Raw genomic sequence first — 12377 nt, forward strand, 5'->3', positions numbered from 1 at the left:
CCTGCCTGCAGTTGCCCCCCCAAAGCGAGCGGCGGCTTACCCGCCCCGCTGCCGTTATCGGCGGGCACACTGCGTCTGGCGCAACGGGCCAACATCATGGCAGAGGCAAAGGCGGAGGTAGCCAGCGGGGCCAGTGTGGCGCAACTACAGGCTCACTTAACCGCACTGTCTGACGCGCGCCAGTCGGCCCACGAGGCTATCAGTCAAGCCCTGGGAGACCTGGGTCAGAACAGCGTCAACGCCTGGGTGTTTAGGGGCGAAGGACTGGCGGCTACCCTGGCGGCCAACATGCAAAAAGAGGTGCCGCAACCCGATGCAGTGATGACCCTGGCGACGCTGTTTGCCGGAGACGCGGTCTCTGCACTGGAGGCGATGGTCCATGACAATCATCACATTGGCCCTTGATGGCGAGGCACTGCCGCTCAAAAGCCTGATGGTGACGCCCACCATGCAGTTTCAGGAAAAAGACCAGTCGTGGCAAACCTCCAGCACGGCCAACGCGGAGCAGGGCATCAAGCCCAAGGAGCTGCGCGTCTCTGGCGTTATCCCGTTTACGGAGTCCGAGGGGCTAACGCGCCTGTTTGCCCTGGCTGGAGCCACCGAGGGCGGCAGGCTGAAGCGCTACCTCGTGGCAAATCATACCGCCCAGGCCATTAACTTCCGGCTGGCAACGTTTAGCGGCTCGATAGAGGCCCCGAAGCAGGACGGGAAACAAGCCTGGCTGGTGACGTTCACATTGCGCGAACATCTGAGTGTGCCCGAGAAAAAAGACGCGCGCGAAGGCAATTAAACCGCCGCCCAGAAACAAAGTCCGGGCAAGGGGCTAGCAAGCAGCACTTCGGCGGCAGAGAGCGACGAACAATTAAGCTGGTTTGAGCGCAAAGTCCTCAAACCCGTCAATGACGCGCTGGGGTAAGGGGATGAAACCGATTAAACGACTGATGTTGTCAGGGGGTACGGTGCTGTTGGTTGACGTTAACCTGATATTAGAGATAAGCGCCAGCGGGCGTGGATTTATCACCGTCCAGACGGAAAAGGATTACAGCGGTAAGCTGGTCCGACTGGATATCGGCTACCCTGAGCGTGTATTACGCTGGTTTACCGGTTTTGTTGAACGTACCCAGCCTGCCGGCAAAGGCTTTCAACGCCTCTTTGTCCGCGAGATGAGCGGCATCTTTGACCGCCCCTGGCTCTGTTCATTCCAGCATCCGACCCTGCGCCAGATAGCCGAGTGGATACAGGCCCAAAGCGGCCTCACCGTGGTCCTGCCGACCGCGTCAAATGACACCGATCCCCCATTCCCCATTTTACCCACAGCGGCAGCGGCTACCAGTTACTGGCCGCTATGGGGCCGGCATTTGCTATACAAGACTACCTTTGGCAACCGCTGCCGGACGGCGGTATTTACCTGGGCGACGCCGCGCACGCCCTGTTTGCTGGCAAACCGGTCTCTATCCTCCCGGAATTCAGCCAGACACAGGCGGCAGGCAATACCCTGACGCTGCCCATGGTGCCCAGCCTGCGCCCCGGCGTGCTCGTCAACGGCAAGCCGCTGATCTGGCAGGCTGTCAACCCGCTGACGGGAAAAACCACGGCCAAATCGTCCGCACAGCGCCAGATTGATGCAGCCTACCCGGAATTGTCCGCCGGGCTGCATCTGCCGAAATTTGCGCGGGTCAGGGGCAGAGCGAAGCGGTCAGCCGGGGTGACCTGGCCGATCCGTTCCGCCCCCGTTACGCGGTGGATGTTCAATTACTGGATGCGGACGGCAACCCGGCAGCGAATACGTCGGTATATCCGACCGTGCCGCTCCCCCTGCCGATGGCCGGCGTAGAATCGGGGCTATTCCATTTTCCGCCCCCGGGTACGCTCCTTGAAATCGGTTTTACCGAGGGTCGCCCGGATAAGCCCTTTGTGCGCCAAATCCTCACCCATGGCCAGACCTTGCCCGAATCAAACCCGGCGAACAGCTTCAGCAACAACGCGCGGAAGTGTTCCAGCGTGTCACCGTGGCAGGCGACTGGGAGCGTCAGACAGATCAGTCTATCCGCGAAAGCGCCCAGCACCGTGAAATCACGGCGGATAGCGAAAACCGGACGCTGGTGCCTGCAACACCACGGTACAGGCCACGGACAAGACCACCGTACTGGGCAGAGCCCGTCTTCTGGCCGGCAGTATTCAGCAGATCGCCGAGGGCGATTACAGTGTGGCGACCCGCGCAAACTATGTCGCCAGCATCGGGCAAAACGCGACAACGGACATCGGCGGCGACCTGATAGAGAAAATCGGTAATATCCGCCGTAGTCTGGCGACAGCGCGCCAGGAAGTGATCGCACCCGTTGTCTGGGTGGGTAGTGAACAGGTTAACGTGATGGCGCTGATGCTCGACATCCTGGACGTACTGCAAGCGCTGGCGCAACAAACCGCCAGCATACCCACAGCAACACCGGTGCGCCCCAGAACGCCGGCGAGATAGCGGCAACCGGAGCACAGTCTGACGCCTTACGCCGCCGGTACGCGCCCGTTATCGGCTGATCTCCCCGCACACCCCTGCCCGCATCACGCGGGCTTTTTTGTGGCTGCCGCTCACAGCACCTGAGCGCCCCGCCAAGCACCTCTTTGCCTCAAGCCATCCCAAACGCCACGCATTCCACTCCGTTCAACCACGGCGCGCCAGGGCCGCGTCATCGCCACGAAATACACGCATCCCCCACGGAAACGGCGCTACACTGCACCCGCCGCCTGCACACTTTGCAGCGTAAAATTTTTTCAAAATGGCCTACCGGCAAATCACCCCGCCAACCCGCGCTGTGCCTGGGCTTTTGGGCGAGAGGCAAAATTGTAAAGTGTGAAAAGAATTTCAGTTTTTTTCAATTTTTGACGCCGGAGAGATGCCCCACGTAAAGCACATCTCATTGACGTAACGAGGAAAATCATGGATTACGTGGCGCGCGGCATAAAATCATGGCTGAAAAGGCAAGACAGACTTTTACAGAAAACCCAGGCATGGCGAGACTTGCAAGTTAATGGGAGGCGAAGAAGACTTTTCAATTTTTTTCACAACCGATTGCTTTGGTTTATCTACCAACGATTCGATGCGCACATGCAAAATTTCAACAGCAATAATGCGGGTATGCATTGAACTTTGACATCACTCTTTCACTGCACCTTAGGTAAAATTTCCAGCACGATTTCGGCAGGCCGGCAGAGGCGGGTACCAAGAGGAGTAACAACTATCGGACGATTCATTAACACTGGATGGTGACACATTGCTTGAATCAGTTCATCTTCACTCAGATGCTGAGCGTCCAAACCTAACTGTCGGTATTGTGCTTCTTTGGAGCGTAATAGTTCACGAGCATGCATACCCATAACGCTAAGAAGCTCAAGGAGTTGCTCCGGGCTGGGTGGTTGCTTTAAATAAGGAATTATTGTCGGTTCAATGCCGCTATCGCGAATCAAAGTAAGCGTGTTTCGAGAAGTGCCGCATGACGGGTTGTGGTAAATCGTAACGTTTTTCATAACCCTTTCCTTTTATAGTTATGACTCTGTTTGTATGTTTTAGGCTAATCAGTATATAGCGACCAAGCCAGCTAGGTTAGTTACTCATACATTGTCTTGCAGCGCAAGCTTAGGAATCAGTACGCCAAGAAGGGGTAAATTCCCTTAGGCGAATTTATAACCGACATGTCAAACCACATGAATAATTTCTAGCGTTAATAAAATTTAGTTACTAACAAAATATTGGCAAAGTAATGTTGTCTTTGGACTAAATAGCGCGAAAATGGTAGCAAAACATGGAAGAGCAGAGACGGCAAGAATGGATAAAAATGGGCTACACCCGTATTTCTGCTGCCACTAACACGAAAACAGCAAAAAAACAACTGGCTTGAAAGTGTATTAAGTGTATTATTTATAAGATAAAATATGGTGGCCCCTGCTGGACTTGAACCAGCGACCAAGCGATTATGAGTCGCCTGCTCTAACCACTGAGCTAAGGGGCCAAGTGGGCGTTGATTATAAATGATGCCGCCAACCGGGTCTATAGTGCCTCCCGCCAGATGGATGATTTATCGCCGTTTTTTTGGCTAAAATCGTTAATTATCGGCGCCACGGCCAGAGATGAAAGAGAGGGTTCAATGATAGAAGATATTCTCCGGTAGGGGTTGAGGGGGGTGTTCTGCGGTATCAATCCTGGGTTATCCAGAGCGTATAAAGGTGTACATTTCGCCAATCCTAACAATCGCTTTTGGAAGGTCATCCATCTTGCAGGCTTTAGGCGCACCAACTGCCGCCGGAGCAGCAGCAGCGGCTGCTGGAAACAGGGTGTGGGATCACGATGCTGGTGACGCGGCCTACCACCGAAGCTTCAGAGCTGTCGCTGGCGATTTTAGGCAAGCAAGCTTACTGCTAGGCATTTGGGGTGAGAAATGCGCCGTGGGGGCGGCAGGAAATGCGCATTGGCGCCACGCAGTTGTGGGTTTTGCCTAACCCCAGCGGGCTAAATCGCATGAGCGCTGACGCACTACTGGCGGCGTATCGCGACCTGGCCGACGCGCTCCCGCCGCATTCGTTTACCGCAGGCTAGCGCTTTTTCCAGCGCTCATGGGCGGTGGGCAATAAAAAACCCCGCGGTGTGCTCTGCGGGGCGATGTTTTGAGCGCCTTAAGGAAAGAACCGCCAGCAAAACCAGAACTTAATCGTCCAGGAAGCTGCGCAGGACCTCAGAACGGCTCGGGTGCCGCAGCTTACGCAGCGCTTTCGCTTCGATCTGACGGATACGCTCGCGGGTGACGTCAAACTGTTTGCCGACTTCTTCCAGCGTATGGTCGGTATTCATGTCGATACCGAAGCGCATGCGCAGAACCTTGGCTTCACGCGCGGTCAGGCCGGCCAGCACATCGTGGGTGGCTGAACGCAGACTCTCCGAGGTGGCGGAATCCAGCGGCAGTTCGAGGGTGGTGTCCTCGATAAAATCCCCCAAGTGCGAATCTTCATCGTCGCCGATAGGAGTTTCCATGGAGATAGGCTCTTTGGCAATCTTGAGCACCTTACGGATTTTATCCTCCGGCATCAGCATGCGTTCCGCCAGCTCTTCGGGCGTCGGTTCGCGTCCCATTTCCTGCAGCATCTGTCGGGAAATGCGGTTGAGTTTGTTGATGGTCTCAATCATATGCACCGGAATACGGATGGTGCGCGCCTGGTCGGCGATAGAGCGAGTGATGGCCTGGCGGATCCACCAGGTGGCGTAGGTGGAAAACTTGTAACCACGACGGTATTCAAATTTATCCACCGCCTTCATCAAACCGATATTGCCCTCCTGGATCAGATCCAGGAACTGCAGGCCGCGGTTGGTGTATTTTTTGGCGATAGAGATAACCAAACGCAGGTTCGCCTCGACCATTTCTTTCTTGGCGCGTCGCGCCTTGGCTTCGCCGATCGACATGCGGCGATTGATATCCTTCACCTGCTCGATGGTCAAACCGGTTTCTTCTTCAATCTGCCGCAGTTTCTGCAGGCTGCGGTACACGTCATCATCGACTTCGTGCAGTTTTTCCGACCAGGGCTTGTTCATCGCCAGCGCGGCTTTGAACCAGCTTTCGCTAGTTTCATTACCGGCAAACAGCGTGACGAAATTTTTCTTGGGCATCTTGCTGATTTCGACGCACAATTTCATGATCAAACGTTCCTGGGTACGCACGCGATCCATCATGGCGCGCATGTTGTTGACCAGGTAATCGAACTGCTTCGGCACCAGGCGGAACTGTTTGAATACATCGGAAAGATTCAAAATCTCCGAGGCTGATTTAGCATGGCTGCGCCCGTTGGTTTTTATAACGTTACGGGTAATTTCGTACTGCTCGCGCAGCTCGACAAATTTTTGCCGCGCCAACTCCGGATCGATGCTGTTATCATCGTCCGTGCTGTCGTCGTCGCCGTCCTCTTCATCCTCGTCGTCGTCATCGGCGATTTCGTCGGCGGAGAGTTCGGAACCGATATGGGTCGCGGTGGGCGCCATATCTTCTTCCGCGTTAGGGTCGACGAAGCCGGTGATAAGATCGGACAGGCGGGCCTCGCCGGCTTCGACGCGGTCGTACTGCTCCAGCAGGTAGGTGATAGCCTCAGGGTACTCGGCGACCGAGCACTGAACCTGATTGATGCCATCTTCGATACGCTTGGCGATATCGATCTCGCCTTCGCGCGTCAGCAGCTCCACGGTGCCCATTTCGCGCATGTACATGCGCACGGGGTCGGTGGTGCGCCCAATTTCGGACTCCACGCTGGACAAGACCTGCGCCGCGGCTTCCGCCGCATCTTCGTCGGTGTCGGAGGTGGTTTCGGCCAGCAGCAGGTCATCGGCATCCGGTGCTTCTTCCATCACCTGGATGCCCATGTCATTTATCATCTGGATGATATCTTCGATCTGGTCGGAGTCGACGATATCCTCCGGCAGATGGTCATTGACCTCGGCAAAGGTCAAATAGCCTTGCTCCTTACCACGTGTGACAAGCAGCTTGAGCTGTGACTGCGGGTTTTGCTCCATAAGACGGTATCCACACTTCAGAGTAATATTCGGTGTTGGTTGGTGAAAGCGCATCACCAACAAGAGATCTGAGCTTTGTTTCGCGCCGCAGCCCAATACGGCATTGCGCAGGGTCTTGCCCTGCCAGATATAGGCAATTAAGCCTCGTCATTCAGGTTTTTTTCGCCAGCGCCTGATTCAGCGACCAGAGCTCCTGGCGTTCTTCGGCCGTCAGGCCGTGGGTCCGGTCGCGGGCGATAAGCGCTTCCTGGCGGTGTTCAAGTATGGAGTCGTAAAGACTCGCCAGGGTATCGACAAATGTCGCCTCGATCATCTCATCTATGATCATGTGGTTCCAGGTCGCCAGGGTTTCAAGCTGGGAGTAAGATTTATTCTCCCGATAATGCTCCAGCAACTGGCCGGTGGTTAACCCCGGTTGGGCCTGGCAGGTCTGCACTAATTCAACAAACAACGGCACGCCCGGCTGAATTGCCTGCTCCAGCCCCTGCACCGTAGGTACCAGGGCGGAAAGCCGCGGATGCTGCACCAGCAATCCTATCAGTATACGCATGGTTGTGCGTTTTATCCGCGACTGTGGTGAAATATTTGCCTTAAGGGCCGCCTTGGGCAGTAGTTTCTCCAGTTGACTGTCGTCAAGGATCCCGAGTTTATTGCCCAACTGCTGGCGCAGGTAGAGACGCAATGTCTCGCCTGGTACCTGGCCTATCAACGGCAGCGCCAGCGTGCTTAACTTGGCACGACCGTCGGGGCTGCTCAAGTCCACCTGTGGCATCAGCGTTTCAAATAAAAACGTCGACAGCGGCTGCGCCTGTTCGATGTACTTTTCAAATGCCTCTTTGCCGATTTTGCGCACCAGCGTATCGGGATCCTCACCGTCCGGCAGAAACATGAAGCGTAGCTGGCGGCCATCGGTCAAGTAGGGCAGCGCGTTTTCCAGCGCGCGCCAGGCCGCTTCACGTCCAGCGCGGTCGCCGTCATAGCAGCAGATCACCCGATCGGTGGCGCGATAAAGCAGTTGGATATGCTCCGCGGTGGTCGAGGTGCCTAACGAAGCCACCGCGTAGTCGATACCGAACTGTGCCAGCGCCACGACGTCCATATACCCTTCGACCACGAGTAGCCGGGATAATTCCGGATGCTGCCGCTGGGCCTCATACAGGCCGTACAGCTGGCGACCTTTATGAAAAATATCGGTTTCTGGCGAGTTCAGGTATTTCGGCTGACCCTCGCCCAATATCCGTCCACCGAAAGCGATAACCCTCCCGCGTTTGTCGCGGATGGGAAACATGATGCGATCGCGAAAACGGTCGTAGGTGCGGCCGTTGTCATTCACAACCAGCATGCCGGCATCGTTGAGCGAGGCGCGATCCTCCGCCGAACGGCCAAAACGCTTATCGACGTTGTCCCAGCCCGGCGGCGCGAAACCGATGGCAAAATGGTTGATGACCGCTTCGCTCAGCCCGCGCTGTTGCAGATAGTGGCGCGCATCCGATGCCGTCTGCGCCTGTAGCGCCTGTTGATAGAAGCCGCTGAGTTTGTCCATCAGCTGGTACAGGCTTTGTCGCTGGTGGCGCTTCTGCTGGTTCGGGCCGGTGCCCGTTTCATAGGGCACGTCCAGGCCGTGCTGGGCGGCAAGCTCTTCGATGGATTCGACGAACTCCAGCCGGTCGTAATTCATCAGGAAATCGATGGCGTTGCCATGGGTGCCACAGCCGAAACAATGGTAAAACTGCTTTTCGCCGTTCACGGTAAACGACGGGGTTTTCTCATGATGGAATGGACAGCAGGCGTGAAAATTCTTGCCCTGCTTTTTGAGCTTTACCCGCGCATCGATCAGATCGACGATGTCGGTTCGCGCCAACAAGTCATTGATAAAGACACGTGGGATTCGTCCAGCCATAAGCCCTGTCAGGTAAGCACTTGAACGACAACAGGCCGCGCAATCCTTCCGGATGGCACGGCCTTCGTATGCAACAGCTAAGTCTGCGGATATTAATCACGCGGCCGGGGTTGATCGCACCCCGGAAAATCAATACAGACGAGTGCGGCGTGCGTTTTCGCGAGCCAGTTTCTTGGCGTGACGTTTAACGGCGGACGCTTTAGCGCGCTTACGTTCGGTCGTCGGTTTTTCATAGAACTCGCGACGACGAACTTCGGCCAGAACACCCGCTTTTTCGCAGGAACGCTTGAAGCGACGCAGTGCTACGTCGAACGGCTCGTTTTCACGTACTTTAATTACCGGCATGTGCCTCTCACCTCGATAGAATTCGGATTTTGTCGCTGACCAGTGCCAGCCATTTTCAAAATGGTGCGGAATTCTACTCTAAGCCTGTCTGCTTTGTAAAGCGCCGCACTGCGTGATCTGACTTGCTGCACGTCGGTTGCCACACAACCCGCTGATGTCAGGCGTAAATTTGGGTAAAAAAGCGGGCACGAAATCGGCCCTGAACGGGGTGTCACGACGCAAAAACCCCGATCCGGCGGCGCGGACGTTCATAAAAACCGTCCGAGGGCAAGCGGCGGGATCGCTGTGGGCTACCGTGGGATCCTGCCGCTTGCCCGGCGATCGCCGGGTCGGCTTTTGTAGCATGACGTCCGACGAGAAGAAAGGGCTTTGCGCCAAAGCCGCCGTCCCTAGACCACGTAATGGCGCAAATATGGTAAACTGTGCGCCGCAAAAAAGGTGGTAAAGATTATGCGCGTATTGGGTATTGAGACGTCATGCGATGAAACCGGCGTGGCGATTTACGATCAACAACAAGGTTTGCTGGCTAATCAGCTCTATAGCCAGGTGAAACTGCACGCCGATTATGGCGGTGTGGTGCCGGAGCTGGCGTCCCGCGATCATGTCCATAAAACTGTGCCGCTCATCCAGGCGGCGCTGGCCGAGGCCGGCCTGCAGGCGTCGGATATCCATGGGGTGGCTTACACTGCCGGTCCGGGGCTAGTGGGCGCGTTAATGGTTGGTGCCACCGTCGGCCGCGCGCTGGCCTATGCCTGGGGGGTGCCGGCTGTCGCCGTCCACCACATGGAGGGGCATTTGCTGGCGCCGATGCTGGAGGCGAATCCGCCGGCATTCCCGTTCGTGGCGCTGTTGGTTTCCGGCGGTCATACCCAGCTTATCGCCGTGACCGGCATTGGCGAATATCAATTGCTGGGGGAGTCTATCGATGATGCCGCCGGCGAAGCCTTTGATAAAACCGCCAAGCTGCTGGGGCTGGACTATCCCGGCGGCCCGATGCTCGCGCGTCTGGCGCAGCAGGGCGTGCCGGGGCGTTACAAATTTCCGCGACCGATGACTGACCATCCTGGGCTGGCGTTCAGCTTCTCCGGGTTGAAAACCTTTGCTGCCAACACCGTGCGCGCCGGTGCCGATGATCACCAGACGCGCGCGGACGTCGCACGGGCCTTCGAGGAGGCGGTGGTGGATACGCTCATGATAAAATGTCGGCGCGCGCTCGATCAGACCAGATTCCAGCGGTTGGTGATGGCCGGCGGCGTTAGCGCCAATCAGTCGCTGCGCGCGAGTATGGGCGAAATGATGCGCCAACGTGGCGGAGAAGTGTTTTACGCCCGTCCCGAGTTTTGTACGGATAATGGCGCGATGATCGCTTACGCGGGCATGGTGCGGCTGCAGGGCGGATCTCAGGCGAGTCTGGCGGTGTCGGTACGGCCGCGCTGGCCGCTGGAGGAGTTGCCGGCGCTGGGCGCCTGAGTCAGTGCTTGCTTTGTTGCCGGTCGATATCCCGATCTTTTTGCCGGCGGTGCCAGATGCGGCTTTCCTGGCCGTGCCAGAGGCGCTGTATATTGTCGTGGTGACGTAGGAGTACCAGACAGGAAAGCATCGCCACCGGGAAGGTAAACTGCGGCTTGAACCACCAGACGTAGAATGGCGCGATCAGGGCGCTGACAATAGCCCCCAGCGAAGAGTAGCCAGAGAGCAGCGCCGTTAAAAGCCAGGTGCCTATCATCAGTCCGGACAGATCATAACCAATGGGCGCAATGGCCCCCAGCGCGGTAGCGACCCCTTTACCACCGCGAAAATGGAAGAAAATCGGATAAATATGGCCAAGACAGGCGGCGATCGCCACCAGACCCAGCCAGAACGGCGGCAGGCCGAGGCCGTAGCCTATCCACACCGGGATCATCCCCTTCAGGACATCGAAAACCATTACGCCCGCGGCCGCCAGCTTGCCGCCGAGCCGCAGCACGTTGGTGGCGCCGGGATTGCCGGAGCCGCTAGTGCGGGGATCCGGCAGGCGGGCGAGCCTACAGATCAGAATCGCGTTGGAGACTGAACCGCAGAGATAGGCGAAGATTATCATGCCAATCGCGATAGCATTCATAACCACATTCCATTTATCAACATTCGTTTTATTTCGCTATCTGTGGATAATACGCATATTCCCGAGGAAGTGGTATCCGATAGCCACAAAAACCGAGTATGGCACATGGACATTGTATTTATTGAGCAATTAACGGTAATGGCGGTGATAGGCGTCTATGACTGGGAACAGCAACGGTTGCAGAAATTGGTGTTCGACCTTGAGATGGGCTGGGACAACCGTCCGGCGGCACGTAGCGATGATGTTGCCGACTGTCTGAGCTATGCGGACGTCACCGACGCCGTGCTGTCGCTGGTGAGCGGCAAGCATTTCGCACTGGTGGAGCGCGTCGCCGAAGAGACGGCGGAGCGGCTGATGACCCAGTTCAAACTGCCCTGGATACGTATCAAAATCGGTAAGCCCGGCGCGGTACCGCAGGCGGCCAACGTCGGCGTTATCATCGAGCGCATGCGGCGAAAAATCTGAAAATAGCGCAGCGGTAATCATTTGGCCATGCGATTGCAACCAAATTACAGTATGTTTGTCTCAATTTGCGGGAGATTTAGCGGTTGGTCTGTTTACATACCGCCGCTTTTTTATTGTCGTGACTTTGAGGGAAACGTTGTATGGCGGATATGCACGAGTGGGTTATCGCGTTCATTCTGGGGGGAGTGGAAGGGTTAACGGAGTTTCTGCCGGTTTCTTCGACGGGACATATGATATTGGTCGGTAGCCTGCTTGGCTTTACGGATGATAAAGCCAAGACCTTTGAGGTCATCATCCAGCTAGGCTCGATTCTGGCGGTGGTGGTGGTATTTTGGCGCCGGCTGTTTGGTCTTATCGGTATCCATTTTGGCCAGGTGCCTCACGAGGGTATCGGCAGCGGTCGCCTGCGTCTCGGTCATATTTTGCTGGGCATGATTCCGGCGGTGGTGCTGGGGCTGGTGTTTCACGAGCAAATCAAAGCCATTTTTGCCCCGATTTACGTAATGTATGCCCTGGTGGTCGGCGGTGTGCTTTTGCTGGCGGGGGAATGGCTGAAGCCCAAGGTGCCGCGCGCGGCGGGTATCGACGATTTGACTTATCTCCAGGCGTTTCTCATCGGTTGTTTCCAGTGTCTGGCGCTGTGGCCAGGCTTTTCCCGCTCCGGCGCCACCATCAGCGGCGGCTTGCTGGTCGGCGTTAGCCGTTACGCCGCATCGGAGTTTTCCTTTATCCTGGCGGTGCCGATGATGCTGGGCGCGACGGTGCTGGATCTGTACAAAAGCCTGCCGTTTCTCTCCTGGCAGGATCTTCCGATGTTCGCTATCGGCTTCGTTACCGCCTTTGTGGTGGCGCTGCTCGCTATCAAATTCTTTTTGCAAATTATTAAGCGTATTTCGTTCGTGCCGTTTGCCATTTACCGCTTTATTCTGGCGGTGGTGGTGTATTGGATCTTGATTGGCTGATTGGCTGATTGGCTGATTGGCTGATTGGCTGATTGGCTGATTGGCTGATTGGCTGGCTAA

9 protein-coding genes, 1 tRNA gene and 3 pseudogenes are annotated in these 12377 nt (G+C 56.4%); 7 read left to right on the forward strand and 6 right to left on the reverse strand.

The genetic code is table 11. The annotated features are described in order from the left end of the window. Positions 1-96: 96 nt before the first annotated feature. The 3 genes and pseudogenes from SGP1_RS32495 (at position 97) to SGP1_RS26405 (ending at position 2535) form a co-directional block, all read left to right on the forward strand. Positions 97-405, forward strand: coding sequence for a hypothetical protein (locus SGP1_RS32495; RefSeq protein WP_243466149.1), 309 nt, complete (start codon positions 97-99; stop codon positions 403-405). Further along, positions 380-916: pseudogene (locus SGP1_RS02360) on the forward strand (hypothetical protein). The gene SGP1_RS32495 and the pseudogene SGP1_RS02360 overlap by 26 nt, the downstream one beginning before the upstream one ends. Before the next feature lie 4 nt (positions 917-920). Further along, positions 921-2535: pseudogene (locus tag SGP1_RS26405) on the forward strand (hypothetical protein). A 624-nt stretch (positions 2536-3159) separates the two neighbouring features. On the opposite strand, the gene arsC reads toward SGP1_RS26405, so the two are convergent. Together arsC and SGP1_RS02380 are read right to left on the reverse strand one after the other, a co-directional pair. After that, the gene (arsC, locus tag SGP1_RS02375; RefSeq protein ID WP_011410114.1) at positions 3160-3522 is read right to left on the reverse strand and encodes an arsenate reductase (glutaredoxin); all 363 of its coding nucleotides are present in this window, start codon (positions 3520-3522) and stop codon (positions 3160-3162) included. Between the two features lie 406 nt (positions 3523-3928). Further along, a tRNA-Ile gene (locus tag SGP1_RS02380) sits at positions 3929-4004 on the reverse strand. A gap of 162 nt (positions 4005-4166) precedes the next feature. On the opposite strand from SGP1_RS02380, the pseudogene SGP1_RS02385 reads away from it, so the two are divergent. Beyond that, positions 4167-4588: pseudogene (locus SGP1_RS02385) on the forward strand (uracil-DNA glycosylase family protein). Between the two features lie 108 nt (positions 4589-4696). Here the strand turns inward: SGP1_RS02385 and rpoD are convergent. The 3 genes from rpoD to rpsU form a co-directional block, all read right to left on the reverse strand. After that, complete coding sequence (gene rpoD, locus SGP1_RS02390; RefSeq protein WP_011410115.1) at positions 4697-6544, reverse strand: RNA polymerase sigma factor RpoD; 1848 nt, start codon at positions 6542-6544, stop codon at positions 4697-4699. Positions 6545-6695: 151 nt separating this feature from the next. Next, positions 6696-8444 (reverse strand): DNA primase, encoded by a 1749-nt coding sequence (gene dnaG, locus SGP1_RS02395; RefSeq protein ID WP_011410116.1) that lies wholly within the window; start codon positions 8442-8444, stop codon positions 6696-6698. Positions 8445-8573: 129 nt separating this feature from the next. Further along, positions 8574-8789, reverse strand: coding sequence for a 30S ribosomal protein S21 (gene rpsU / locus SGP1_RS02400; protein ID WP_001144069.1), 216 nt, complete (start codon positions 8787-8789; stop codon positions 8574-8576). A gap of 450 nt (positions 8790-9239) precedes the next feature. On the opposite strand from rpsU, the gene tsaD reads away from it, so the two are divergent. Then, the gene (gene tsaD, locus SGP1_RS02410) at positions 9240-10259 is read left to right on the forward strand and encodes a tRNA (adenosine(37)-N6)-threonylcarbamoyltransferase complex transferase subunit TsaD (RefSeq protein ID WP_011410117.1); all 1020 of its coding nucleotides are present in this window, start codon (positions 9240-9242) and stop codon (positions 10257-10259) included. Between the two features lies 1 nt (position 10260). Here tsaD and plsY read toward each other — a convergent pair whose 3' ends face one another. Further along, the gene (gene plsY, locus SGP1_RS02415) at positions 10261-10890 is read right to left on the reverse strand and encodes a glycerol-3-phosphate 1-O-acyltransferase PlsY (protein WP_011410118.1); all 630 of its coding nucleotides are present in this window, start codon (positions 10888-10890) and stop codon (positions 10261-10263) included. A 105-nt stretch (positions 10891-10995) separates the two neighbouring features. On the opposite strand from plsY, the gene folB reads away from it, so the two are divergent. Together folB and bacA are read left to right on the forward strand one after the other, a co-directional pair. Then, on the forward strand, positions 10996-11355 hold the full coding sequence (gene folB, locus SGP1_RS02420; protein WP_011410119.1) for a bifunctional dihydroneopterin aldolase/7,8-dihydroneopterin epimerase: 360 nt from the start codon (positions 10996-10998) through the stop codon (positions 11353-11355). Positions 11356-11495: 140 nt separating this feature from the next. Then, complete coding sequence (bacA, locus tag SGP1_RS02425; protein ID WP_011410120.1) at positions 11496-12317, forward strand: undecaprenyl-diphosphate phosphatase; 822 nt, start codon at positions 11496-11498, stop codon at positions 12315-12317. Positions 12318-12377 lie beyond the last annotated feature (60 nt).

This window comes from Sodalis glossinidius str. 'morsitans' (genome assembly GCF_000010085.1).
Lineage (GTDB): Bacteria > Pseudomonadota > Gammaproteobacteria > Enterobacterales > Enterobacteriaceae > Sodalis > Sodalis glossinidius.